Here is a 23,548-nt window from a genome sequence, read left to right on the forward strand (position 1 = left end):
ATGCCCTACGCCCCCACGGTCGAACCACCGCAGTACGGGCTGACGGCCTTGGCCGAGCAGCTCCTGCCCGTGCTGTACCGGCACCGGCTGATGACCACCGGCCAGCTCCACCGGCTGCTGCAGCCGCACGTCGTCCACCCGACGTACCTGCGCAGGCAGCTCACCCGGCTACGCGAGCGCGGCCTGGTCGACGCCGTGGTCCGCAACCGCGGCGGCGGACAGGGCCAGCAGGCCTGGTACTGCACCCCGGCCGGCGCCGACGTCGTGGAGGCCGCCCGCGAACTGACCGCCCGCCCCTACCGGATGACCGAGCACAACGCCTCCTCCCAGCTCCAGGAACACACCCTCGCCGTCAACGACACGGGCATCGCCTTCGTGGAGGCCGCCCGCGCCGCCGGCCACGACTGCGGCCCACTGGACTGGGAGCCCGAAGTCGCCCACCGCTTCCGCGACGGCGAGGCCCGCGCCGACGACGACGCCTTCCTCACTCCCGACGCCGTACTCTCCTACGTCCAGCGCAACGGGCCGCGCGCCACCGCGATCACGTACTTCCTGGAGATCGACCGCGCCACTGAAGGCCCCGCACAGCTCGCCGACAAGCTCCGCGCGTACGCCCGCTACCAGACCTACGTCCCCACGGCCCCGGTCGCCAGCCGCGGCCGCCCCGACACCGGCGGCGAGGCCTGGCGCGGCCGCTACGCCACCTTCCCGCTGGTGCTGTTCGTCCTCACCGGCGCCACCGAGGCGGCGATGATGCGGCGCGCTGCGGACGTGCGCGCGCTGGCCGCAGCGGACGCGCGGCTGCGACGTGCCGCGCACCGGCTTCCCGCCGGGATCACCACCCTCCGGCAACTGCAGAAGTTCGGGCCCTGGGAGCCGGTGGTCACTCCGGTGTTCGGCAACAACGCGACGCCGACGAACGCCCTCTCGTACGCCCAGAGCTGAGTACCTGGCACTCAACAGGAAAACCAGAGGACGAGGCGGCCGTGGCGGCGCGCCTTCAACCGCACGGTAACCGAGAGGCATCGCGTCCCACCGCGGCGGCGGGCCCCCGGCAGCGCCGGGGGCCCGCACCGCGTGGCTGAACGCGCCTGTCCCGGGGGACCACGGCGTCGGGCAAGGGACAGGCCGACCCGTCCAAACGCGTCGCGGCCTACGCCTGTCGGCCCCGCACCTGTACGTTTTTTGAAGATCGCCGGGCGGGCGGTCAGGTGTCCCGAAGGGCGGCACGGATGCTGTCCGCGACCGGCGGGGCGAAGGCGGCCAGGAGGTGCGGAGTCATCTGCCGGGAGACTAGGACCACCATCTCGCCACGGTCTCCGTCGGTGCAGGCCGCGCGATCCTCCACCACCAGGACGTTGGTCGGGGGGAGGCCGTCAGTGGCGGTGAACGTGAGAGTGCGGTGGCCGGGCCGGGCACCGACCCGGTCTAGCTCCGTGCGGACGTGGACGGCGCAGGTCTCGGAGAAGAGGTCGTGCAGGCGGGCGTCGGTGTGCGCGGCGACGCCGATGTGCAGCTGGGAGTTCTCTATCCCGAGGGCGAGGTGTACTGCCGGGTCGGATTGCACGACGCTGTGGGTGCCCACCGCCACGCTGTGCCAGCCTCCGCGAGGCGCCAACCGGACCCGGCCGTCGGCGTCGGTGATCGGGTGGTCGTAGTCGACCAGTGCCGCCTTCACCTCGGCTTCCGCGTTCTCCTCCGGGGTCTGGCACTGCGGGCACAGGTAGCCCGTGAGGCGCCCACCCTTGTGCACGGTGTTCCACTGGTCCTCGTCAGAGGCGCCCGGCCACCAGGCCCGGGTACAGCGAGAGCAGTGCCCCAGGGGGCGGACCTTCGTGCGTGCCATGTCTTCCTTCTCCTCTCGGCCCGGAGTCCGCCTCCGGGTCCAGCAGTTCACCACCACCAGCCCGGCGGCCAGGGTGGTCGGGGCGGCGAAAGATCCTGGCGCCGTGAACCCCGCGCCGGGTCCCGCTTCAGCGCGGCCAGCAGCGCGGTGCCGTCCTCGTGCCCCTCTTCCATCAGCTCCAGAAGTCGCCGGGCGCACACGTCACCCAGGCGTGCGACGGTCCGCGCGCAGAAGGCCAGGTCCGCCCGCGCCCGCGCGGCGGCCACGATCCGCCCGATACGACCCGGGGGCTCGATGCGGTCGCTGCGGCACTGCGCGAGCAGGGCCTCGCGTAGCTGGTCCTCGACCAGCTCGACGGGGCAGACCTCATCGGCCTCCCCACCGGCGTCCAGGACGCCACCGCGTCCTCGGGCGACCACTCCCGGCGCGTGAATACCCACCCCTCCGCCGACAACTTGTTCGGCCTAACGAACAGGCGGGGCACGAAGCAACGGGAGGACGGACGCCAGGTACAGCTACTTTGCACCGTGGGCCAGGGCCGGGTCACGTGAAGCTGGCGACCACCGCCTACATCTCAGCCTGCGGGGTGGGTGGCGGCGCGCCAGGACCGGGGCCGCGGGATGTGCTGCCGGTCGAGGAAGTCGTGGTCACTCGACTACGCGTAGGAGCAGCAGGTCGAACTCGGTCGCACCGGACCGATAGGGGCCGGCGTACTCGTAACCGAGGCGCCCGTACAGGTCCTGCCCGCGCGCGTTGGAGGGGAGCGCAAGCAGCGAGGACCAGGCGGGCGCAAGCGCGGTGATCAGGGCCTGGTGGAGCCGGGTGCCGATCCCGCGAGACTGCCAGGGCGGGCGCACGGCCAGTTCGCACAAGCCCATCAGCCGCTCGGTGCGTGCCCCGGCGGGCACCTGGTCGACCAGGTCGGGGCCGAACCAGTAGTCCGCGCCGCAGAGGAAGGCATAGCCGAACCCGACGGCCTGGCCGTCGGTGTAGGCGACGACCGCGGTGAAGCCGGGGTGGGTGAGGTGGCCGGTGATCTGGTCGTGGAGCGCGGGCACGGACAGGCCCATCGCCTCTGCACCGGGGTTGTCGACCAGCTCGGGGTGGGCATCCGCCCAGATGTCGGCCAGGGTTTCCAGCAGGGGCGGGGTCTGTCCCGGGCCATAGGTGCGGATCACCACGTCGGTGCGGGTGCTCGGGGTGGTCACCAGATCCTCCTCAGCTCACGTCGGTGGTGGTCCGGTACTTCTCCAGCCAGTCCGCGACGGCCGGGACGGCCGCGTGTCGCTGCAGCGCGCTGGCCATGTTGTGCAGTTGCTGGAGCAGCCGGTCGGAGCGGACGGCCGGCAGGTATGCGAGGGCGCGGTCGGCGGCTTCTGCCGCGGTCTCGGGTTCTGGCCGCTCCCTCACCGCATGCTGGATCGCGATGTCGCCGATGTACAGGGCGCGGTTGCGGGCGAAGTGCGCACCGTGTAGCAGGACAGCTTGTTCGGCGCCGGCGGCGGCCCTCTCGTGCTGGCCCAAGTCGGCGCGGGCCAGGGCCTCCAAGCCGGCCAGCTCGCCGGGGCTGAAGAACTCCAGCCAGCCGGGGTCAGCGTCGCCGGGACCCTTGGCGTACAGGTGGTGGGCGCGCGCGATGGCCTGGTCGGTGGCGGAGCGATCGCCCATCAGGGCCCAGCCGCCCGCCTCGCGCATGGACATCAGGGACAGCATCCGCGGCGAGCCGTAGGTGCGGGCGACGCTCTGTGCTCCCTGCGCTGCGGCGATCGCTTCCCGGGGGCGTCCGGATGCCTTCGCCAGGAGGGCCATGCAGCCGAACGCGTGCGCTTCTAGGGCTCGATCTTCGGCAATGCGGGCCGCAGCCAGCGCCTCCCCATACAGGGAGCGGGCGTCGCCGGGCCGGCCGGAGTCATAGCTCAACCAGCCTGACGCGATCGAGAGGTGGCCGGTCGCCAACCGTAGCCTCCGCCCGGTGCGCTCGGTGTAGGAGCCGTCCTGAAGCCACCAGTAGGCGGTGTGTAGCGCCTGGGCGGCGCCGCTGCGCAGGGCGGCCGAGCCGTGGTCGTGATCGTGTGCGTAGACGGCGGCAACGGCTCTGTTGACCGCCTTCACCTCCCCTACGCCGATCCGTCCCAGCGTCGCGGTCCGCTCGCCCATGACGGGCATGAGCGACACGGCCGCGGCCACGCCGTCGGTCAACGCCTCGCGCCGCCGGTGCACACCGCTTTCTGCCAGCACCTGCGTCCGAGCCGCCGACGGCATGCTGGTCAGCCGGAAGCCGAGGTCGGCCATCGAGCGTCCAGTCATCGCGGTGAGGATGCGCCGGTAGACCGGCCGCGGCGCCCGAACGGTCCCGTCCTCCCATGCGGCCACGAGCCGGGCACTGCACGCCACCGCCTCGCCTTGGTCCATGCCCGCATCCACGACTGCCTTGGCGAACTCCTGCCGGGACATCTGCAACTCGCCCTCGCGCACGGCGCGCAGGGCGGTGTTGGGGATCGCATGGTCAGCCATACCGGCTCCGGGAGCGAATCGCAGTGACGGGCGCGGCGACCGTACCGCCCCTGCCCGTGTCCTGCCCGTCCCTTGGCCGCACATCACCCCACCGCGCGCTGTTTCATCGCTCTTGCATCATGCTGCCGTCGCAGCCGCCGGTCTGGTCCTGCTTGCCTGGACGGTGAGCCGATCAGACACGGAGGGCGGCACAGCATGAGTGATCGCATCCTCGATCCCCAGACCCTGCTGGTCGACGCTGCCCTGCCGCTTGAGCGGGGGCCGCTACTCGCCCTCGTCACACTCCTGTTGGCCCGGGTGCCTGACGATGCTCCCCTGCCGGTGAGGGATTACGAGCAGATCGCGCTGCTTCTGAACGGGCACGCCCGTGCAGTGCTCGCCAGCGTCAACGCCAGGCGAGCGGGTCTGCCGGTCGGCGGCCCGGCCCAGCATCTGACCTCTGTCGTGGTCGCTGAGGCCGAACGGCGGTTGTCCGCGCCTCCTCGCGGCACACTGCACTGTGTCCAGCACCGTGCTCGCCTCGTGCGCGCGCTGTACGAGCGGCTTGACCGGCTTGGTGCGGAGCCACAGCCCCTCTACGCGGCCTCATCCCTGGGTGACATCGCTCGCTGAGCCGCGCGGCCGCCCGACGGGCCGGGTCGGCCGAAAAGGACGCACCCTGCTGCTCTTTCCCCCGTGGGCGGCAGAGGTGTCCGGGTTCCTGGCGGAGGCTGGTCCCTTCGCCAGGAACCGCTTCTGCGTGATCAGATGGTGGGTGGTTCCGCACGCTCCGGTAGCCACTGGCTGGTGCGCCAAGGCTCATCAGACGCGCGAGCCGATCAAAGATTCTTGCGGTGTCGTGTCACATCCGGCCCCGCAGGATCGCTTGCAGCAGGTGATGGAGTTCAGTTGCTGCGGGTTGAAGGAGGTGAAGCTGGATGGTTGTGCGGAATCCGACTCGGGCGGTGTCGTCGCATCCAACCGCGAAGGTCACGCATCGGCTGAATACCTACTCGGCAGGGTCACCGAGAGTGCTCCATGGCGGCCGAACTGGCGATTTCCGACCTGGACTTACCGACCATCAACACCCAAACCACCCCGACGGCACCAACAACCCCATGCGACATGGCGGAATTTCCTCGTATGGTTCCGGTAGACACAGATGGCGACGAACCGATCACGAAGCGGCTCCGACGTTCCCGCTTCGCGCAAGGCCCGTGTTGGGGGAGGCTCCCGTGACGTTTGTACGTACGCTCCGTGATCGCATTTTCAGGTCGCACATGCTCCCGGTCTGTGCAGTGGCCGTGGCTGTGCTCCCGGTCACGGCCGGATGCGGCGGCGGCGACAAGTCGGATGGAACCCCTACATCTCCTCCGCCGACGTCCACGACGGCGCATACTCCAAGCCCTGACCCAACGGCAGCAGCAAAGAGCCAGGTGATCGCGGCGTACGAGGGTATGTGGAATGCCGCTGCGGCGGCATACCACAACGGCAAGGTGACTAGCCCCGACTTGGAGAAGTACGCGGTTGACAAGGCCCTGGCTGACATCAGGGCCACCGGCCTGTACTACCAGGATCACGGGGAGATCATGAGCGGTCGACCAACCTACTCGCCCACGGTCAGCTCGGTGTCCTTCGCCTCGACTCCCTATACCGCCGACGTCACGGACTGCCTCGATTCCACCCACTACATCGAGGTCGACAAGAAGACGGGCAAGGCCGTAGATCGAGGCGCCGGCCCGTACCGTCATGTGGCCACGGCGGTAGCCCGGTACAACGGCAAGTCGTGGGTGATCAGCAGTGTCACCATCTCCCGGGACCGGACATGCTGACGGCCGTCCGGGCGGCAGGGATCGTGACGACAATGCTCCTTGCTCTCTCAGCTCCTGCGACGGCGGCGTGGGCCACTCCGACTTCACCGCCTGGGGTGGATTGCCCTCCGCTGCAGCCGGACTGCAACGTCAATGCCGGTGGGACCGCGCCACCAAGTCAGCGACCCCCAAGCAGCACCGGAGGCTCCGGGGGCGGGACCGGGAAGAAAGCCACGTGCACTCTGGCCGGCCAAACCATCCCCTGTTACCGCGATGGCCTGGGCTGGTTCAGCTCGCTGAATGACTGCTACTGGCAGCTGATGGCCCCCCAGCCGGCCGCGGACGACCCGCTGAACAAGGACGACAACGGCTATCCCGCCGACGGCGACACGTCCAAGGGCAAGTTCTACTCCGTCACCTGCCCGGACGTGGCGGGGCAGAACCGGGCGCTGGACGGCGGCGACTACTGGCGGGCCACCCCGCCGCCCGGCTTCGGCGGCGGCCCCGACCTGGCCGCGCTGGCCCAGCAGGCCGTGACGAAAATGCGGCTGGAGGGCGCGGACGTCGGGATCGCACCGAAACCCGGCAGCAAGGGCGGCTCGGTGGGGCTGCCGGTGTGGGTGTGGAACGGCAAGGGGCCGCGCACGACCGGCCCGACGTCGGCGAGCGCCACCGCTCTGGGTGTCACCGTGACCGCCACCGCGACCGTGCGGGACGTGGCGTGGGCGTTCGGTAACGGCACCGCGGTCACCTGCGCGTTCCCCGGCGTCCGGTACACCGCGGCGTACGGCACCCGCGCGCCCGATCACAGCGCGGGGCAGTGCGGGTTCGCCGGCTATTCCCGGACCGGCACGTACACGGTGACCGCCACCTCGACGTGGGCCGTGCATTGGGCCGGCGGCGGGCAGCAGGGCGACTTGACGACCACCAGGACCTCGCAGGTCCAGATCCGCATCGGCGAAGTGCAGGTCGTCGGCGAATAGCCGGCCTGCGTGCTCCAGGAGGACCAGATCGTGAGCCAGACCACCAATCCCCTGCCCGGGCCCGCTGCCGGGCACCTTCCCGGTCCGGCCGGGCCACCGTCCCAGCAGCCGGCGGCCGCGCCGCGGTTGCTGCGGCAGCGTCGCCGCCGCCCGGGGCTGATCGCGCTGTCCGCCGCGCTGATCGCCGCGGGCGGCCTGTCCGGGGCGGTGCTGTATGCCTCGTCCGGGCACCGCACCTCGGTGGTGGTGGTCGCCCGCGACGTGCCGATCGGCGCGCAGATCACCGCCGCCGACCTCACGGAGGCGCAGATCGCGCTCGATCCGGCGGTGAAGGCCGTCAAGGGGGCCGGAGAGAAGAAGCTGATCGGGCAGCGCGCCGCGGTGGACTTGAAGGCGGGGTCGCTGCTGGCACCGTCGCAGGTGACCCGCAAGACGCTGGTCGGTCCGGGCGAGCAGTTGGTGGGCGTGAGCGTGAAACCGAACCAGTTGCCGGCGACACCACTGGTGCCGGGACAGAAGGTGCTGGTCGTCTCCACGCCCGACCCGAACGCCGCCTCGGACTCCGGTGGCAAGAGCGCGTCGGACGATGCGCCGCCGCAGACACTGACTGCGACGGTGGTCAAGGTGGGCACCCCGCAGACCGGCACCGGCACCGTGACGGTCGATGTGGCGGTGCCGTCGGGTGACGGGCCGGCGTTGGCCTCGCGGGTTGCGACCGGTGACGTCGCGCTGATCGTCGCGTCCCGGGACGGCAACTGATGGCTGTTATCGCTCTGGCCGGGGGGCTCGGTGCTCCGGGCGTGACCACCACCGCCATGGCGCTGCTGATGACCTGGCCGCTCGAACCGGGGCGCCGTGTGGTGCTGGCCGAGTGCGATCCGGACGGCGGCGCTATCCTGCCCGGCGCGCTGCAGGGCACGGTGGCCAACACCTACGGGCTGCGCAACCTCGCCCTGGCGGGCCGGCAGGGCCAGCTCGCCGACGCGTTCTGGCGGCAACTGGTTGACGTCACCGACGCGGCCAGCCACGACCGCCTGGTCCTGCCGGGCATCTACGACCCGGCGCACGCGTCATCGCTCGCGCCGGTATGGGACCAGCTCGCCACGCTGTTCGCGGGGATCGAACAGCACCATCACGATGTGCTAGTCGACCTGGGGCGGCGCGGCGCTTTTGGCCCGTCGGCGGTGCTGGCGAAGCGAGCAGATGTGGTGCTGATGGTGGCCCGCAACACGCTGCGCGGGCTGCAGAGCGCACAGGTGCGACTGGGCGCGTTGCGGGAGCAGTTGGGCGGCGCCGCCGAGATCGGCTTGGTCCTGGTGGAGGCCGGCCCGTTCGGACGGGAAGAGATTCAGCGGCACCTGGGCGCCGAGGTAGTGGCGGTGCTGCCCTGGCAACCGGAGCACGCCGCGGTCTTGTCGGACGGTGCGGCGCAGCCGCGGCGGTTCGAGAGCGGGGAGTTGATACGTGCGGCCCGCACCGCGACCACCAGGATCCGGCAGATGGTCGCCACCCGCCGCTCCCGCCTCGGTTGGCCTACCGGGGCCGGCGGGCGGGAGGTGAGCGGTGCGCGCTAACCCTCTGCACGTCAATCCGGTTGTGGCGCCGATGCCGCCGCAGTGGCAGGGCCATCCCGGGCCGCCGGCGGTCCCCCCGGTTGCTGCGGGCCGGGCGGCGGCGCCCGGGACGGTCGGGGCTCCGGTGCCGCAGGCCATCGTGGATTACGAGGCGGTGCGGCTGATCAAGAAGGAGGTCGGGGAGCGGCTGACGGAACTGCTGCGCGCCCAGCCGGGGATGAGCCCGGCGGCGCAGGAGCAGCAGGGCCGTGCCCTGATCAACGAGCAGGTCGCGATCTGGGCGGATGCGGCGGCGATCAAGCGGGAGGTGTCGACGACCGCGGCAGAGGATGCCGCGCTCGCGCAGGCGGTGTTCGACCTGCAGTTCCGTGCCGGGCGGCTGCAGCAGCATCTCGACAACACCGCCGTGGAGAACATCTTCATCAACGGCTACCAAGACGTCTGGCTGGACTTCACCGACGGCCGGCGGGTGCAGGTGCCGCCGGTGGCCGACTCCGACGAAGAACTGCGGGAGTTGCTGCGGGATCTCGCCCGGCGCACGACCGGCCAGAACGAGCGCTCGCTGAGCACGGCGGACCCGTTCCTGGCGCTGCGGCTCGCCGACGGGTCCCGCCTGCAGGCGGTCATCGACGTCACCCCCGGCACGTATGTGACGATCCGCCGGCACAGCATGCGCCACGCGGACCTGTCCCACCTGGTCAAGCTGGGGATGCTGGACACGACGCTCGGGTACTTCCTGCGGGCCGCGATCCACGCCGAGAAGAACATCATGATCGTCGGAGGCCAGGCGGCCGGGAAGACGACGCTGCTGCGAGCCCTGCTCAAGGAGATCCCGCAGGACGAGCGGTTCGCCACGCTGGAGACCGAGTTCGAGCTGTTCGCGCACGAGAACAACTGGCACCGCCAGGTCGTGCCGATGGAAGCCCGCGAGTCCAACGGCGAGCGGATCGACGGGCACGGCGCCGGCGAGATCTCCCTGATGGACCTGATGTACCGGGCGCTGCGCATGTCGCTGGCGCGGATCGTCGTCGGCGAAGTCCGCGGCCCGGAGATCGTCGCGATGCTGCAGGCCATGACGAACGGCCAGGGCGGCAACCTGTGCACCCTCCACGCCATCCACCCCAGCGTCGTGTTCGATCGGATCGCGGAGTTGTACCTGCTGGCGCAGGCCAACATGAGCGAATCGCTGGCATACCGGCAGGCCGCGAACGGCCTGCACTTCATCGTGTTCGTGAACTCCGTGGACGAGACCCGCATCGGCGGGCACCGGCACCGGTTCATCTCCCACGTCCTGGAGGTGACCGGTATCGGGGAGGGCGGCCGCCCCGACACGAATCTGATCTTCGGGCCGCGACCGGAGTGGGGCGAGGACCGCGCGGTGCCGCTCATGCACCCGCGGTGCATCAACGACCTGCGTCGCGCCGGCTTCGACGCCGACCTGCTCAACGAAGCCCGCGGCACCTGGCCCGGGCCGCTGCCGCTGATGATCCGGGAGGCGTCCTGATGACCGGGCTGCTGCTGTGGGTGCTGTCCGGCCTGGCCGTGGCTGGTGGAGCGGTCGGCGTCGTCGCCGGCACGGTCGGCACCGACGCCCCGCAAGGTCCTTCCCTGCTGCTGCGTCTGCGGGCCCGTACCGGCCACGCCGACCTGGACGCGCGGATGCGGCGCCGCACCCGCCTCGCAATCGGGTCCGTGGCCGGTCTGGGGGTGTGGCTGGGCACCGGCGTGTTCGTCGCGGGTGTCCTGGTACTGCTGGCCTTCATCGGGGTGCCGTGGCTGCTGGCCCCCACCAAGGGCGCCGCAGTGCGGATCGCGAAACTGGAGGCGCTCGGGGACTGGACGATGCGCCTGTCGAACGTGCTGCGGCTGGGCCGCGGCCTGGACGAGGCGCTACAGATCTCCCGCAAGGGCGTGCCCGACGCGATCGCCGGCGACGTCGGCGACCTGGTCGACCGTCTGCAGGTCGGATGGCGCTCCACTGAGGCGCTGCGCGCGTTCGGGGACGCCCTCGATGACGTGACCGCCGACAAGATCGTGGCGGCGCTGATCCTGTCCGCGTCCGACCGCGGGCCGGGCCTCGCGCAGGCGCTGGAGGACCTGGCGGAGTCCGTCCACGAAGAGGTCGCCAAGCGCCGGGCGATCGAGGCAGACCGGGCCAAGCCCCGTACGACGGTGCGATGGATGACCATCATCACTCTCGGTGTGGCCGGCGCCGGGTTCCTGGTGCCGGGCTACACCCACCCGTACGGGACACTGCTGGGGCAACTGGTCCTCGCGCTGCTCGCGGCCGGGTTCGTCGCGGTCATGGTGTGGATGCGGCAGCTCGCCGACCACCGGCCGATCCCCCGGTTCCTGATCGCCGATCCCCGCAGCCGCGTCGCCCGGCCGGTTCCGGCAGCAGCGGCCACCGGTGCGGTGCCGGGCGCTGTTGCGGCTGGGGAGGCGCTGTGATCCCGATCGGTCCGATCCTGGCCGGGTGCACGGTCGGCGCCGGTGTGGCCTTGCTCGTCAAGGAGTTGGGCAGGCCGGCGCCGGCACTCGGGCCCGCGCTGCAGCGCCTCAACCAGCCCGCCGCGCCGCGGCCGGAGACGGTCAGTGAGGACCGTGACGAGCGGTGGGGGGCGTGGCTGGTCGACCACGTCGGGCACCTTCCCGGCGTGCGCATCCCGCATCAGAATCTGGCGCTGGTCGGGCAGTCCGCGGGGCGGTTCATGCTGACGAAGGTGGCGCTGGCGGCTGCCGGGCTGCTGCTGCCGCCGCTGGCCACGATCCCGTTCCTGCTGCTCGGCTTCCCCTTCTACCTGCCGGCGATCTTCGGGGTGCTGGCAGCCGGGGTGCTGTGGATCGCCCCGGACCTGGCATTGCGGGATCAAGCACGCCGGGCCCGGGAGGAGTTCGCGCACGGGATGGCCGCCTACCTGGACCTGGTCGCGCTCAAGCGGGCCGCGAACATCTCCGCGGAGCAGGCCATGGAGCAGGCCGCCGAAGTCGGGGAGGGCTGGGCGTTCGTCCGTATCCAGCAGGCCCTGGCCCGCTCCCGGGTCGACAAGGTCCCGCACTGGGAGAGTCTGGGGCGGCTGACCGCGGAGCTGGATCTGCCGGTGCTGGACGACCTGGCGGCGATCATGCGGCAGTCCAGCGACGACGGCGCGTCCGTCTACGCGACGCTGCGCTCCCGCGCGCGGAACCTGCGCGGCGAGCTGCTGTCGGACCAGGCCACCGAGGCCAACGCCGACTCGGAAAAAATGACCGCGCCCGGCGCGTTCCTCGCCGTCCTGGTGATGCTCCTCATCGCGTTCCCCGCGGTCATCCGCATCCTCACCACCTGAACGAACCTGAAGGAGAAGGCACATGAACAAGATCGCTGTCCGTCTGGCCCGGGCGACCGGGTGGGCACAGGGCCGGCTGGAGGCCGGCCGGGCCTGCGGGGACGACCGGGGCGACATCTCGATCACCACCATCATCATCTGGGTGGCCGCCGTCGCCGGAGCGCTCGTCATCGCCGGCACGATCGCCGTGGTGATGTCCAAGTACAACGGCCAGCTGTCCGGGATCTGACGATGCGGCGGGTACGGGGGTGGACGGCGGCGATACGGGCGCGCGCCCACGGCGACCAGGGCGACACGTCCCTGCAAATGGCGATCGTCTTCCCCGTCGTCATCCTGATGACGGTCGCCGTGGTGCAGGCCAGCATGTGGTACTACGCCCGGAACATCGCGCTGACTGCCGCCCGGGAGGGCATCAACGTCGGCCGCGGCTACCAGTCCTCCCCCAGCCAGGGCGCGGCCCGGGCCCGCGAGACGCTGGACCGGATCGGCGGCGACAGCCTGCACGGCGCCGGGGTGTCCACCGACGGCAGCACCGCGGACACCGTGACGATCACCGTGTCCGGCACCGCGCTCTCCATGCTGCCGTTCGTGCCGGGCCTGCACGTCTCCCAGTCCGCGTCCGCGGCCCGCGAGCACTGGACCACGCCGTGAACCGCCGGGCCGTGGCCAGGCTACGGGCCCGCGGGGATCGCGGCAGCGAGGCCATCCAGGCGGCGATCGTCACCCCCTTGCTGATCGGGTTCCTGTGCACGGCGATCGCCGCCGGCCGGCTGGTCATCTCCGACGGGAAAATCGACTCCGCCGCGGAAGACGCCGCACGCGCCGCCTCGATCGAGCGAAGCGCGGGTGCCGCCCAGGCCGCAGCCGACACCGCGGCCGCCAAGTCCCTCAATGACCAGGGCATCAAGTGCGCCAGCGAGCACGTCGCGGTCGATGTCGGCGGCCTGAACGTGCCGGTCGGGCAGGTCGGCTACGTGCACGTCACCGTCCGGTGCACCGTGAACCTGTCGGACCTGCTGCTGCCCGGCGTGCCCGGATCCAAGACCCTCACCAGCTCGTTCACCTCGAGCGTTGATGCGTACCGATCGAGGCAGGGATGAACGCCACAGCGCGAGGCATGCGCCGCCTGGCCGCGCGCGAAGACCGCGGGGGGATCGCGGTGTTCACCGCGATCGTGACGATCGCGCTGCTCGGGATCATCGGCCTGGTCATCGACGGCGGCGGCAAAATGAACGCCACCGAACGCGCCGACACCATCGCGATGGAAGCCGCCCGCGCCGCGGGGCAGGCTCTCGACCCCGGCGCGGCCGTCACCGGCACCGCCTACCGCGTCGACCCGCAGGCCGCGACCGCCGCCGCGCAGGCCTTCCTCCGCCAGGCCGGCGAAAGCGGACGCATCAGCATCTCCCCCGACGGCACCACCATCACCGTCACCATCCACGCCACCTACGCCACGAAGTTCCTGCCCGCGGCCGGCATTGACTCCCTGCCCGTGACCGGGCACGGAAGCGCGAAGCTCCTGCACGGCGTGAACATCCCCGACTAGCACCAGCACACCCTCAGAAGGGCCCCCGACGATGCCTCAGCCCTCCCCCACCAAACCCGCCCGCCGCGCCGGTTCCAGCTCGGCCGCAGCACTGCGGGCCCTGGGCAGCTTCGTCGTGCTGCTGGCCCTGCTGATCGGCCTGCCGCTGCTGCTGTGGTGGGCCACTGCTGTTGTCGGCCCGGACGGCGTGCGCGCCCTGGGCAACCTCGCCTCCACCCGGGACTCCGGGCAGGTGTTCCTGCTCGCACTCGCCGCGATCGGATGGATCGGCTGGGCAGCCTTCGCCGTCTCGGTCCTGCTGGAAATCCCCGCCCAACTGCGCGGCCGCAGCGCACCGCAACTACGGGGCCTTCTCGGACAGCGCACCGCCGCGACCCTGGTCGGTGCGATCTTCCTCGTGCTGCCGGCCGGCACCGCGCTCGCCGCGGCCGCCGCCCCCGCCGCGCACGCCGCAACCCCCAGCTCCACAGCCGCCGTCCATCCCCGCGGCCTGGCCCAGCAGGCCGCGGCCGCTTCCACGCCCCACACGCCCTCCGAGCACCGTCCGGCTTCGGTCTCGTACACCGTGCAAGAAGTGCGACCGGCGGAGAGCCTGTGGTCGATCGCGCAGCAGCAACTCGGCGACGGCAACCGCTGGCAGGAGATCGCTGACCTCAACACCGGCCGCACCATGGCCGACGGCACCACATTCCGCGCCGACGCGCCGATCCAGCCCGGGTGGGTCCTGCACCTGCCCAGCGATGCACACGCCCAGGACGCGAGCAGCAACTCGACAAACAGCGAACCCGCCGGCACACACGCCACTTACACCGTCGCCCCTGGCGACTCCCTCTCCTCGATCGCGCAGCAGCAACTCGGGGACGAAACGAAGTGGCCCGACATCTACGCCCTGAACAAGGGCCACGTCACCGACCCCGATCTCATCTACCCCCGCGAGCACCTGCAACTGCCCGGCACCGCGCCCAGCAAGCAGGGGCCGCCCGCTGCTCACGAGACACCGCAGCACAAGGCGCCATCGACCACGACCCCGCCGCCCGCCACGCCCCCACCGGCGGACACCGCCCCGAGCACCGCGCCACGGGCCAGTACCGCTCCCGCCGTCACGCCCACGCAGCAGCCCGGCATCGCGCCGGCCCCCGACCGCACCCCCGCCACAGCCGCGACGACGGGATCGACTACTGCCGCGCACACCACGGCGACCGGAAGCCGCATGCCGCTGTACGCACTCGGCGGCGGCCTGCTGGCCGCGGCCGTGCTGACCATGCTCGGGCTGCGCCGGCGCCACCAGCAGCGGCGCCGCGGCATCAGCCGCCGTATTCCCCTGCCCACCGGCAGCGCGGCCGCCACCGAACAGGCCCTGCGCGCCACCGAACACCCCGACGTGCCGCAGTTCATCGACAGCGCGCTGCGCACCGCCGCGATCGGCCTGGCCGCCGCCAGCCGTGTTCTGCCTGACCTGTCCGCGGTCGTCTACGACGGGCACGGCCTGGAGCTGCGGCTGACCGCACCGGCCGCTCCGGTCGCCCCGTTCGCTGCGGTCGACGGCGATCTCGCGCGCTGGCGGTGCTCCGTCGACAGCAACGAACTCCTCCCGGCGGAGCGCATCGACACGGTCGAGGCCCCCTACCCGGCGCTGGTCACCCTCGGCTCTACCGCGACCAGCACCGTCCTGGTCGACCTGGAGCACTACGGGCTGGTCGCGCTGACCGGCCCGCACCGTCGCGCCGTGCTGCGGGCCCTGGCGATCGAGCTGGCTACCTCCCGATATGCCGAACACCTCGATGTCGCGGTCACCGGCGCCGGCACCTGCCCGGGCCTGGCGCCGCTGGTACCGGAGTGGTTCACCGCTTACGACACCGTGGACGCCGCAATGCGGGCCGCGCAGGATCATCACGCCATGCAAGCCCGTGCGCTGGCCGACCTCGGCGTCGACGGGCTGCGCGGCGCCCGGCTCCGCGATGACCAGGCATCGGTCTGGACGCCGTACCTGCTGCTCGCCGACGATGCTGACGACGACACGACCGGCGCGCTCGCCGAGCTGGCCGACCGCCGCCCCCGTACGGCCGGTGCGGTCGTCACCGCCGCCGGCACGGTTGCCACCACACCGCTGCCGCCCGGCGGGTGGCTGCTCGACACGACGGCCGGGCAGGTCCGCCTTCCCGACGTCGATCTGACGGTCCACTTGCAGGTGCTGCCCGATGACGCCTACAGCGACGTGATCGCGCTTCTCGCCGAGTCGGACGAATCCCGGCCCGATGTCCCGGCCCGGCCGCCGACGACCGCGCCGGACGCCCTGCCGGATCCCGCCGCCGCGGCGGCGGCCCCGCCGGTGACGGCCGCTGCGGCGGCTGTTCCGAAACTGCACGCCGCCTCCCGCTCCGGCCGTGTCCAGCTCCCCGAGTCCCATGACGGCGACAGCGACAGCAACGCCGGAGCATCGCTGGACAGCCTGATGGCCAGCTTCGCCGATCTCGAAGACTCCGTCGAAGGAGCAGCGGACGAACCCGACCCGGAGGTGACCGCCGCTGTGGCGCCTGCGGCGGTACTGCCGCCGGCGCCCCGTTCACCTGAGCCGGCGGCGCCGTCTGACCCTCTGATCCGGGTCCTGGGCCCGGTCGACATCATCGGTGCCGGCGGAACCGCGGACACCAAGTACGTGCGGACCCTCACCGAGATCGCCGCGTGGATGGTGCTGCATCCTGGCCTGGACCACCATGCCCTCGACGAGGCGATCTGGCCTGGCCGCGAGGTCTCCCGCAAGACCCGCAACCCCTGGATCTCACGGTTGCGGACGCTACTCGGGACCGCGGCAGACGGCACCAAGTACCTGCCCGCGATCGCGACCACCGACGACGCCCGCTACCGGTTCGCCGACCGGGTCACCAGCGACTGGCAGCTTTTCCAGGACCTCGCGGCCAAGGGGGCCGCCAGTTCCGGCGACCATGCCGACGACCTGCTGCGGGCCGCACTGGACATGGTCCGCGGCCGCCCGTTCAGCGGTGTCCCCCCGCGGAAGTACGTGTGGGCCGAACACCTGGCGCAGGACATGATCGCCGCGATTGTCGACGTCGCGGCGACGCTTGGCGAGCGGCGCCTTGCACTCGCCGATCCGCGGGGAGCCCTGTGGGCGACCACCAAGGGCTTGGACGTCGCACCGGAGGCGGAGCACCTGTACCGGATCAACTTCCGCGCCCACCACGCCCTGGGCGACCATGAAGGGCTGGAACGGGCCGCCGGGCAGCTTGAGCGCCTGTGTGACGCCCTCGGCAGCGACATGGAGGACGCCACCGTGGAGCTGCTGCGATCGCTGCTCGCCTCCGCAGCTCCCCTGCGGTAGCCGGCCGCTGGTTCTACCCACCGGCCAGCACGCAGGCAGCCGCCGGATGTCGGGGAATCCGGTCGCACCCATGGCGACGTGATGAAAGTGCGGTACAGTTGTCTCGTTGGCGTTCGCCACGCCGAATCCCACTGGCTGCGGCTCAGGAGACTTCCCATGGCACCCCGACTGACCCCCAAGCGTCTCGCCGCACTCCGGTTGGCCGCAGCCCACCCGAAGGGGAACATCAGCTCGCTGATCATGACGGTCACGGGGGAGAAGTCCTGGCTCAAGGCCTCAGACGAGATCGCGCTCGAGGAGTCCGGCTTCGCCGACTCGATCGATGACTGCGGCCACATCCAGGGCGCCGCCGATCCCGAGCGCGAACACCGCTCGCACCCGCACTTCTTCCGCATCACTGACGCCGGCCGCCAGGCCGTCGCCGACGCCGGCTGACTCACCGCCGGGAACGAGGGGTTCGGGGAGCGCCGGGGTCATGGGCGCCTGCTTCTGAACCCGTCACGAGACCAGGAGATCCATCATGAGCAAGTACACGCCCGTGGACATCACACCCCCTGAACTGCAGCCGTCGGCGCTGACCCACCACGTGCCCGACTGGGCAGAGGCCGCGCCCACACCGACCGACGTGCACGACTGGGATCGGCGCCGGGAGGCGGCGCTCGTCCCGTTCGAACTCGATGACGTGCCGTCGGAAGCGGATCAAGGAAACTGCGGACGGCCTCAGTGGTGTCGGGTTCGGGCCGGCGCCGATCCGCACGTCGATGCCGAGGTGGGCGCAGGCGCGCAGCCGGATGCGCTGCGCCGCTGGAACCGGGGCGCTGCCGCCGCCCGGAACGGGCTTGCCGGGCATTGGTGATGTACGCCGTGAATCGACTCCCCAATTGGGGAGTCGCATTCCGCACCCGGCCTGGGGCCCGGCTTGAGAGGGGCCTGACCTGCGGTGCAACCGGGCGGTGCAAGCATGTGAGCAACCGGTCCGAGCCGGGGTGCAACCGGGGAACGGCGGCGGCACGGCGGGAAGCCGTGCCGGAATTCGCCTATTCCATGTGGTCCCAGTGATGGTCTGGGGGTGTTGCTCCCTGTACGGGCTATTCCATAGCTGCTCTGCGGCTTTCCGCCCGGTCGAGGATTCGCGCCGCCGGGTCCGCGCTACGAGCGGGCGGATGTCCGGCCTTCCTGGCGGCGGAACTCGCCGAGGTACTTGCGGGCGCTCCCCTCGGACAGGCCCGCTTCCGCGTGCATCTGCTGGGCGAGCCGGTTGGCGGACTGGCTGCGTTCGGCCGGGGCGAGGTTGTCGAAGAGGGCCCGCAGCCGGGCCTTGCCGTCGGCGGCCGGTTCCACCTCTGCGCCCGGTTCCACGTCGGCGGCTGGCTCGGGGTGGAACAGTTCCAGCTCGTCCTCCGCGTCCTTCGCCGGCGGCTGCGCGGGGACGCGGGCGTGCACGGTCAGGCCTGGGCCGCGGCTCGACCGGGAGGCCGGGGTGCCGGCGTACGGCGCCGCGGCCCCGGGCTGGAACTCGGGGTGGAACTCGGGTTGGAATTCCACCGGTGCAGTGTCGCCGCGTTCGTTGTTCCACCCCGGGGCCTGTTCCACCGCGGGGCCGGGCGCGGGCTGCTGCTGTTCCAGTTCCAACGCGGCGGGCTCCGCGGCACCGGTCTCCGCAGGGGGCGTTCCACCGTGGCCAGCCGCCAGGAGGTCGAGCTGCTGGGGGCTGGGCAAGGTGCCGTGCTCGCGGGCGTAGGCGCGGAAGGCGTGGAAGAGGGCCTCATCGGCGACGACTTCGCCGACAGTCCCGGGGGCCGCCGCGGCGCCAGGTTCGACCGTGGCGGAGGAATTCTCCGGCGCCGGCTCGGGCGCGGGTGTCGCCGGGGCCAGTTGCGTCGCCGGGGCCGGAATCATGATGCCGGCGGCTCGAAGGCCTGCGTCGGCGGTCTCCGCGAGCGGCACGCCGTACTTGGCGAGGCGCAGCGGCATGATTGCCTCAACTGGTGCCCGCCTGCGCCAGGCGGCCCCGTACCGGGCGCGCAGCCGGGCCCGGTAGACCAGGCGGTCCTGCTCGCGGCGGATGACCTCTTCGTACGACCGCAGTTCCCACAGCTTCATCCGCCGCCACAGCCGGAAGGTCGGTGCCGGCGCAAGCAGCCAGCGGGTGACGCGGACGCCCTCCATGTGCTTGTCGGCGGTGATGTCCGCAATCCGCCCGAGCGCGTGCCGAGCGGCCTCCACCGACACCACGAACAGCACCGGGATGATCGCGTGCATGCCCACGCCGAGCTTGTCCGGCCAGGCCGCGGCGCCGTTGAAGGCGATCGTCGCGGCGGTCAGCAGCCAGGCCGTCTGCCGCAGCAGCGGGAACGGGATCCGCAGCCAGGTCAGCAGCAGATCCAGGGCGAGCAGCACGACGATGCCCGCGTCCACGCCGATCGGGAACACGTTCGCGAACCAGCCGAAGCCCTTGTCCAGGGCGAGCGAGCGCACCGCCGCGTAGGAGCCGGCGAAGCCGATCCCGGCGATGATCACGGCACCGGCCACGACCACGCCAGCGAGCACGCGGTGAGCGCGGGTCATCTGGACGGTCCGGGCCTGGCGGGGATGGCTCACTGTCTCGCTTCCCGTTCTCTCTGGAAATCGTTGCTCACTGTGTCACTTCGGGCGCCGTGCTTCATCGAGTCCCCGGCGTTTCGACCGGTGCCGTAGCCGGTGCTGTCCTCGGCGGCCCTTCGGGGCTGGTCATTCGACCCACCCGCGGACTTCGAGGTGGGTGATCTGGGCGCCAGGGTCAAGTCGGCCGGTCTCGACCATCCACCGCTGGAAAGCGGCCGCGACGTCGCCGCTGGCGGCCTGGACGCGGTCCGCCCACTCCTGAGCGTCGAAGCCGGCCTCACCGAGCCCGGGCCCGGCCGAGTTGCCGTAGGCGCGTTCCTCGGTGCCGTCCTTGCGCTGGACGACGCCGCGGCGGACGCCCGGGGAGTCGCCCCGGCGGCCGGAGTCGATCAGGAACGCGCCCTTGCGCGCCCGGACGGTGAACGCCAGCTTCCCCCCAGCCGCCGCGGTCTTGGCGACGACCGGCCGCAGCCTGGAAGCACCCGAGCCGATGTGCTGCTTGCCGGCGCGGGCGGCGGAGGAGCGGCCCGGGGTGCCGATGACGTCGCGGGCGCGGACCCGGGCGCGACCGCCGGCGCGGGTGGTGCGCCGCTGAATGTGGGGCTGCGCCACCGCCTTGAGCTGGTCGACGGTGGTGGCGTTGCCGGTCTGGAACTCCTGGACGGCGTAGGTCAGTGCCTCCACGAACGACGCGCCCTTGCCCTTGGTGAAGAACTGCGAGACCAGGCTGGGGTCGCGGCCGATGATCGCGGCGATGTCCTTTCGTGTGAACTCGCCTTCGGTGATCAGCACGTTCGCCAACCGGGCCGCCTCGTTCAGCGGGTCGCCGCTCTGGGTCACAGGACATCCTTTCCGCTGGTGGTTCCGGTGCCGGCCGTGCGCCTGGCGGCCCAGTCGGGGTCCAGGGCGGGGGCGGGTACGCGGGGTTCGGCCTGTCGTGAGGCACGGACGTTGGCCCGTGTCCGGCGGGGGTGGGCCGCGGACAGGTAGGCGATTTCGACGGCCATGATGATCTGTGCGGCCCACCAGGCCGGGCCGTGCGGGCCGCCGACTTGGCGGTCGGCCCACTGGTCCAGGCGCTGCCCGGGCCGGATACGGCCGGACCAGTACCCGGCGGCCAGGACCACCGCGGCCGCAACGACGGCGAGGACGGTCGTCATTCGGCTTCCTCCGGTCCGCAGACGTGGTCGGAGTAGGCCGGCATGCCGTCGGTCACGTACGCGTCACCGCTGGCCCCGCAGTTGTCGCAGCTCCATTCGGCGTACCAGGTGGGGTCCTCCTGCCCGGCGAGGTCGTCCTGGTCGGCCTCGGGGGTGTCCTCGTCCGCCCAGTCGTCGTCGCCGGAATCGCCGCAGGCGTGCTCCCACCGGCCGAACCAGCGCACGGTGCTCGTGTCGGTCGTCACTGTGTTGCCCCCTGCCGGAGCTGCTCGCGCCCCAGTGCTCGCAGGTCCAGCAGTTCCTGCTCGGTGGTCGGTGCGGGGATGGGGCCGCCGAGGCGGCCCTTGAGCAGGTAGTCTCCGGGCTGCCGGTGGTACGGCCAGTCCACCTGCTGCGTCGTGTAGATGGCGTCGGTGCGGAATGCCACGACGCTGCGCGGCGGGAGGTGGAGGGCGCCGACGTGCACGCCGTCGTCGCGCATGAGCATGTCGAGCAGTGCGGCCCGGGCGCCCGACCACACGCCGGCGGCCCACTCGGGGTGGGCGTTGGGGTCGCGGGAGAAGCCGCTGACGCGCTGGAAGGTGATGTTGTTGTCGTCTTCGCTGATGATGCGGGCGCCCGGCGGGAGGTCCTGGTCGCGGCCCGCCGGGACGGTCCCGGTGATCATGCGGGGGCGTTGGGCGAATCCCCCGATCCCGTAGAGCAGGACCGAGCGGACTGCGCGGGAGGCCAGGTAGGCGGCGGTGCGCTGCTGGGGGTCGGCGTGCAGCTCGGACTGGGCGGTCAGCGACTCCCAGGCAGACTTCAGCCGGGTCGACCACTCGTGCAGCGGCTTGCCCTCCTCCCAGACCAGGCCGTCGAGGATCTCCACCTGCCAGCCGTGATCCCGCGCCAGCTTGACCTCGGGGCCTCCCGCCCAGGTGGTCCAGGACTGGCCGGGCTGGTCGGGATAGTCCCAGGCCCGCTCGCCGGGGATCGGTGCCGGCAGCATGCCCACGTGCTGCCAGTCGTGCGGCACGGTGACTTTGATGTTCCAGTGCGAGGGCTTGAACAGGGCGCTCGTCTGCTCCTTTTCGGTGAGGCCGGCGAACGCCTGGCCGGTCAGGCGGCGCGGTACACCGACGCCCCCGCGCCAGCAGTGGCGGGCGTAGGCGAAGGTCCTGTCGTACTCGACCAGTTGCGGCAGCTCGTCCGGTACCTGCGGGGGGGTGATGAGCTGGGTGCGGCCCTGCCCGGCCGTGGCGTGCAGCAGGCCGCGGATTTCCTCGCTCATCACCGGATAGCCGTCGGCCCAGCGGGCGCCGGCCTTCGCCGGGATGGTCCGCGTCCACAGGTCCCGGCCGGTCTGGCTCGGTGAGCCCATGAGCACCACGTCGTTCCAGTGCGGTTTGAGTGCCTGCCACAGCAGTACGAACGCGTCGCGTACGACCGAGGGGCTGGCGCCGTCCGGGTCGAACCACTCGTGGACGCTGCGGATCTCGGTGTGCTGGTCGCCGCGCTGCCACCGGCCGACGGGGTTCCGCTCGTGGACGAGGTGGCCGGCCATCCGGTCCTTGCCGCGGGAAGACTCCACGCTCCAGCCGATGATCGGGGCGTTCAGCCAGGCCGCGACCGCGTCGCGCAGGTACGGGTACCGGTCGGAATCGCGGTGCCAGGGCGCCCCGGCGGTGATGAAGATCCGCTCCACGGTGTCCGGGACGGTGGCGTAGACGGCGGTCAGGATCTCTCCGGCAGTGGCGGTGCCGAGGTCGAGCCGGACGGTGTGGTCGCGGTAGACGAGCACGCCGGTGTCGGTGTCCAGGAATGCCATCGCGCGGGGCTGCTGGGTGAAGTTCGGTCGGACCGAGGCCAGCCCCTTTGTCGAGGCGAACCACCTGTCCCCGGCGGGCCCGTCGGGGATCGAGGGCAGGGTACGGAAGGTGTCGCCGGGCGGTTGCTCCGGCTGCCGGGAATCGGGGGCAACTGCGGGTGCGGCTTGCGCGGGCGGGGCGGTCGGCGCCGGTTCGGGCTCGGCGGGCGGAGTCGGCTGGGGTTCGGTCCGGGCCGGGGTCGCGGCGGTCGGGGCGGTTGTCGGCGGTTGCTCGGGCTGCGTGTCAGCAGCCTGGTCCGGTCCGAGGGCCGGAGCGATCGCCACGACGTCCAGGATGCTCAGCCCAGCCGCCGGTGCGATCTTGTCGGCGGACGCGGTCGCGTGGCGGGCCAGCGCGACGATCTGCTTGTTGCGGGCGGACTCGAGGCCGGCGAGCTTCTTGCGGACGGCGGCGATGTTGTCGCGGACGGCGCGCAGCTCCCTCATGCCCGCGGTGTACTGCTGGTTGTCCATCAGGATTCCTCCCCGGCAGGGCCGGTCAGGGGCTGGCGTTCGGCGATCGCGGTGACCTGCCGCTCGTACTCGCGCCACAGCAGCGCGGCCGCGTCGGCCGGGTCGTCGTGCTGCAACTGGCGGCGGAGGTACTGGTAGGCGTCGTGCACTCCCGCCAGGCGCGGGTAGCGGCGGTGCAGTTCGCTGCCGCCCTGGGCGAGGTCGTAGCGGTGGTGCCGGTAGGCGCGCGCCAGGTCCTGGTCGGTGGGCTCGGCCGGGGCCTGCTCCATGGCGGTGTACAGGGTCCGCCGGGTGACCCCTGCCCAGGTGGCAGCGGTCGTGAGTTCGATGACGCCGGCCCGGGTTCCGGCGTGGTGCTGCTGGACGCTGCGGTGCCCGAGAAGCGCGTGGCCCATCGCGGCGATCGCGGCGCGGCGGGCGGCTTCCGCGTCTGCGGCCCGCTCGCCGGCCTCACGCAGCAGTCGGCTGGTGCGGGAGGCGGAGGTCAGCAACGCCAGGTCCGCGGCGTACGGCTCGGCTTCTGACTCAGCCATGGCAGCTCC

26 protein-coding genes are annotated in these 23,548 nt (G+C 71.8%); 16 read left to right on the plus strand and 10 right to left on the minus strand.

Annotated elements, in window-relative coordinates; genetic code table 11:
• The gene (locus RVR_RS36520) at nt 1-945 is read left to right on the plus strand and encodes a replication-relaxation family protein (RefSeq protein ID WP_202239768.1); all 945 of its coding nucleotides are present in this window, start codon (nt 1-3) and stop codon (nt 943-945) included.
• Between the two features lie 262 nt (nt 946-1,207).
• Here the strand turns inward: RVR_RS36520 and RVR_RS36525 are convergent, their stop codons facing one another.
• The 4 genes from RVR_RS36525 to RVR_RS36540 all read right to left on the minus strand — a co-directional run bounded on the left by RVR_RS36525 (nt 1,208) and on the right by RVR_RS36540 (nt 4,360).
• Nucleotides 1,208-1,846: a hypothetical protein gene (locus tag RVR_RS36525; RefSeq protein ID WP_202239770.1), complete on the minus strand. Its 639-nt coding sequence runs from the start codon at nt 1,844-1,846 to the stop codon at nt 1,208-1,210.
• A 47-nt stretch (nt 1,847-1,893) separates the two neighbouring features.
• The gene (locus RVR_RS36530) at nt 1,894-2,286 is read right to left on the minus strand and encodes a hypothetical protein (RefSeq protein ID WP_202239772.1); all 393 of its coding nucleotides are present in this window, start codon (nt 2,284-2,286) and stop codon (nt 1,894-1,896) included.
• Between the two features lie 207 nt (nt 2,287-2,493).
• A complete protein-coding gene (locus RVR_RS36535) occupies nt 2,494-3,054 on the minus strand; it encodes a GNAT family N-acetyltransferase (protein WP_202239774.1) in 561 nt (186 codons plus the stop codon).
• Nucleotides 3,055-3,064: 10 nt separating this feature from the next.
• Nucleotides 3,065-4,360: an NsdA family TPR-like regulatory protein gene (locus RVR_RS36540; RefSeq protein WP_202239776.1), complete on the minus strand. Its 1,296-nt coding sequence runs from the start codon at nt 4,358-4,360 to the stop codon at nt 3,065-3,067.
• A 195-nt stretch (nt 4,361-4,555) separates the two neighbouring features.
• On the opposite strand from RVR_RS36540, the gene RVR_RS36545 reads away from it, so the two are divergent.
• The 15 genes from RVR_RS36545 to RVR_RS38450 all read left to right on the plus strand — a co-directional run bounded on the left by RVR_RS36545 (nt 4,556) and on the right by RVR_RS38450 (nt 17,775).
• Entirely contained in the window at nt 4,556-4,972 is a 417-nt protein-coding gene (locus RVR_RS36545) for a DUF6415 family natural product biosynthesis protein (protein ID WP_202239778.1), read from the plus strand.
• Nucleotides 4,973-5,775: 803 nt separating this feature from the next.
• Nucleotides 5,776-6,171: a hypothetical protein gene (locus RVR_RS36550; protein WP_202239780.1), complete on the plus strand. Its 396-nt coding sequence runs from the start codon at nt 5,776-5,778 to the stop codon at nt 6,169-6,171.
• 299 nt (nt 6,172-6,470) lie between these two features.
• Nucleotides 6,471-7,133, plus strand: a complete 663-nt coding sequence (locus tag RVR_RS36555) for an ATP/GTP-binding protein (protein ID WP_202239782.1) — start codon at nt 6,471-6,473, stop codon at nt 7,131-7,133.
• A 30-nt stretch (nt 7,134-7,163) separates the two neighbouring features.
• The gene (locus RVR_RS36560) at nt 7,164-7,892 is read left to right on the plus strand and encodes an SAF domain-containing protein (RefSeq protein ID WP_237405486.1); all 729 of its coding nucleotides are present in this window, start codon (nt 7,164-7,166) and stop codon (nt 7,890-7,892) included.
• Between the two features lie 41 nt (nt 7,893-7,933).
• Nucleotides 7,934-8,707, plus strand: a complete 774-nt coding sequence (locus tag RVR_RS36565) for a CpaE/TadZ family protein (protein WP_346731514.1) — start codon at nt 7,934-7,936, stop codon at nt 8,705-8,707.
• 31 nt (nt 8,708-8,738) lie between these two features.
• Entirely contained in the window at nt 8,739-10,211 is a 1,473-nt protein-coding gene (locus RVR_RS36570; RefSeq protein ID WP_202239928.1) for a TadA family conjugal transfer-associated ATPase, read from the plus strand.
• Entirely contained in the window at nt 10,211-11,158 is a 948-nt protein-coding gene (locus RVR_RS36575) for a type II secretion system F family protein (RefSeq protein ID WP_202239786.1), read from the plus strand. Before RVR_RS36570 ends, RVR_RS36575 begins: the two co-directional genes overlap by 1 nt.
• A complete protein-coding gene (locus RVR_RS36580; RefSeq protein ID WP_430393260.1) occupies nt 11,155-12,036 on the plus strand; it encodes a type II secretion system F family protein in 882 nt (293 codons plus the stop codon). Before RVR_RS36575 ends, RVR_RS36580 begins: the two co-directional genes overlap by 4 nt.
• A gap of 22 nt (nt 12,037-12,058) precedes the next feature.
• Nucleotides 12,059-12,265 (plus strand): hypothetical protein, encoded by a 207-nt coding sequence (locus RVR_RS36585; protein ID WP_202239788.1) that lies wholly within the window; start codon nt 12,059-12,061, stop codon nt 12,263-12,265.
• A 2-nt stretch (nt 12,266-12,267) separates the two neighbouring features.
• Nucleotides 12,268-12,687, plus strand: a complete 420-nt coding sequence (locus tag RVR_RS36590) for a TadE family protein (RefSeq protein WP_237405488.1) — start codon at nt 12,268-12,270, stop codon at nt 12,685-12,687.
• Nucleotides 12,684-13,136 (plus strand): TadE/TadG family type IV pilus assembly protein, encoded by a 453-nt coding sequence (locus RVR_RS36595; RefSeq protein WP_202239790.1) that lies wholly within the window; start codon nt 12,684-12,686, stop codon nt 13,134-13,136. The genes RVR_RS36590 and RVR_RS36595 overlap by 4 nt, the downstream gene beginning before the upstream one ends.
• The gene (locus RVR_RS36600; protein ID WP_237405489.1) at nt 13,133-13,582 is read left to right on the plus strand and encodes a TadE/TadG family type IV pilus assembly protein; all 450 of its coding nucleotides are present in this window, start codon (nt 13,133-13,135) and stop codon (nt 13,580-13,582) included. Before RVR_RS36595 ends, RVR_RS36600 begins: the two co-directional genes overlap by 4 nt.
• A gap of 31 nt (nt 13,583-13,613) precedes the next feature.
• A complete protein-coding gene (locus tag RVR_RS36605; protein WP_202239792.1) occupies nt 13,614-16,919 on the plus strand; it encodes a LysM peptidoglycan-binding domain-containing protein in 3,306 nt (1,101 codons plus the stop codon).
• 156 nt (nt 16,920-17,075) lie between these two features.
• Nucleotides 17,076-17,354: a hypothetical protein gene (locus RVR_RS36610; protein ID WP_202239794.1), complete on the plus strand. Its 279-nt coding sequence runs from the start codon at nt 17,076-17,078 to the stop codon at nt 17,352-17,354.
• A gap of 85 nt (nt 17,355-17,439) precedes the next feature.
• Nucleotides 17,440-17,775, plus strand: coding sequence for a hypothetical protein (locus RVR_RS38450; protein WP_237405490.1), 336 nt, complete (start codon nt 17,440-17,442; stop codon nt 17,773-17,775).
• A gap of 293 nt (nt 17,776-18,068) precedes the next feature.
• Here RVR_RS38450 and RVR_RS36620 read toward each other — a convergent pair whose 3' ends face one another.
• The 6 genes from RVR_RS36620 to RVR_RS36645 form a co-directional block, all read right to left on the minus strand.
• Complete coding sequence (locus tag RVR_RS36620) at nt 18,069-19,487, minus strand: DUF2637 domain-containing protein (RefSeq protein WP_202239796.1); 1,419 nt, start codon at nt 19,485-19,487, stop codon at nt 18,069-18,071.
• A 162-nt stretch (nt 19,488-19,649) separates the two neighbouring features.
• Entirely contained in the window at nt 19,650-20,363 is a 714-nt protein-coding gene (locus RVR_RS36625; RefSeq protein ID WP_237405491.1) for a hypothetical protein, read from the minus strand.
• A complete protein-coding gene (locus tag RVR_RS36630; protein ID WP_202239798.1) occupies nt 20,360-20,683 on the minus strand; it encodes a hypothetical protein in 324 nt (107 codons plus the stop codon). Before RVR_RS36630 ends, RVR_RS36625 begins: the two co-directional genes overlap by 4 nt.
• The gene (locus tag RVR_RS36635) at nt 20,680-20,928 is read right to left on the minus strand and encodes a hypothetical protein (RefSeq protein ID WP_202239800.1); all 249 of its coding nucleotides are present in this window, start codon (nt 20,926-20,928) and stop codon (nt 20,680-20,682) included. Before RVR_RS36635 ends, RVR_RS36630 begins: the two co-directional genes overlap by 4 nt.
• The gene (locus RVR_RS36640) at nt 20,925-23,006 is read right to left on the minus strand and encodes a hypothetical protein (RefSeq protein WP_202239802.1); all 2,082 of its coding nucleotides are present in this window, start codon (nt 23,004-23,006) and stop codon (nt 20,925-20,927) included. The genes RVR_RS36635 and RVR_RS36640 overlap by 4 nt, the downstream gene beginning before the upstream one ends.
• Nucleotides 23,006-23,539 carry a hypothetical protein gene (locus RVR_RS36645; protein WP_202239804.1) on the minus strand — a complete coding sequence of 178 codons (534 nt, stop codon included), beginning with the start codon at nt 23,537-23,539 and terminating at the stop codon, nt 23,006-23,008. Before RVR_RS36645 ends, RVR_RS36640 begins: the two co-directional genes overlap by 1 nt.
• Nucleotides 23,540-23,548: the final 9 nt, after the last annotated feature.

This window comes from Streptomyces sp. SN-593 (assembly GCF_016756395.1).
Classification (GTDB): Bacteria; Actinomycetota; Actinomycetes; order Streptomycetales; family Streptomycetaceae; genus Actinacidiphila; species Actinacidiphila reveromycinica.

Bases quoted from the DNA above. Each gene is read 5' to 3' on its own strand.
- RVR_RS36520 (WP_202239768.1), top strand. From the start codon at position 1: ATGCCCTACGCCCCCACGGTCGAACCACCGCAGTACGGGCTGACGGCC.
- RVR_RS36525 (WP_202239770.1), bottom strand. From the start codon at position 1,846: ATGGCACGCACGAAGGTCCGCCCCCTGGGGCACTGCTCTCGCTGTACC.
- RVR_RS36540 (WP_202239776.1), bottom strand. From the start codon at position 4,360: ATGGCTGACCATGCGATCCCCAACACCGCCCTGCGCGCCGTGCGCGAG.
- RVR_RS36545 (WP_202239778.1), top strand. From the start codon at position 4,556: ATGAGTGATCGCATCCTCGATCCCCAGACCCTGCTGGTCGACGCTGCC.
- RVR_RS36555 (WP_202239782.1), top strand. From the start codon at position 6,471: ATGGCCCCCCAGCCGGCCGCGGACGACCCGCTGAACAAGGACGACAAC.
- RVR_RS36570 (WP_202239928.1), top strand. From the start codon at position 8,739: ATGCCGCCGCAGTGGCAGGGCCATCCCGGGCCGCCGGCGGTCCCCCCG.
- RVR_RS36575 (WP_202239786.1), top strand. From the start codon at position 10,211: ATGACCGGGCTGCTGCTGTGGGTGCTGTCCGGCCTGGCCGTGGCTGGT.
- RVR_RS36585 (WP_202239788.1), top strand. From the start codon at position 12,059: ATGAACAAGATCGCTGTCCGTCTGGCCCGGGCGACCGGGTGGGCACAG.
- RVR_RS36590 (WP_237405488.1), top strand. From the start codon at position 12,268: ATGCGGCGGGTACGGGGGTGGACGGCGGCGATACGGGCGCGCGCCCAC.
- RVR_RS36600 (WP_237405489.1), top strand. From the start codon at position 13,133: ATGAACGCCACAGCGCGAGGCATGCGCCGCCTGGCCGCGCGCGAAGAC.
- RVR_RS36605 (WP_202239792.1), top strand. From the start codon at position 13,614: ATGCCTCAGCCCTCCCCCACCAAACCCGCCCGCCGCGCCGGTTCCAGC.
- RVR_RS36610 (WP_202239794.1), top strand. From the start codon at position 17,076: ATGGCACCCCGACTGACCCCCAAGCGTCTCGCCGCACTCCGGTTGGCC.
- RVR_RS38450 (WP_237405490.1), top strand. From the start codon at position 17,440: ATGAGCAAGTACACGCCCGTGGACATCACACCCCCTGAACTGCAGCCG.
- RVR_RS36620 (WP_202239796.1), bottom strand. From the start codon at position 19,487: ATGACCCGCGCTCACCGCGTGCTCGCTGGCGTGGTCGTGGCCGGTGCC.
- RVR_RS36630 (WP_202239798.1), bottom strand. From the start codon at position 20,683: ATGACGACCGTCCTCGCCGTCGTTGCGGCCGCGGTGGTCCTGGCCGCC.
- RVR_RS36640 (WP_202239802.1), bottom strand. From the start codon at position 23,006: ATGGACAACCAGCAGTACACCGCGGGCATGAGGGAGCTGCGCGCCGTC.
- RVR_RS36645 (WP_202239804.1), bottom strand. From the start codon at position 23,539: ATGGCTGAGTCAGAAGCCGAGCCGTACGCCGCGGACCTGGCGTTGCTG.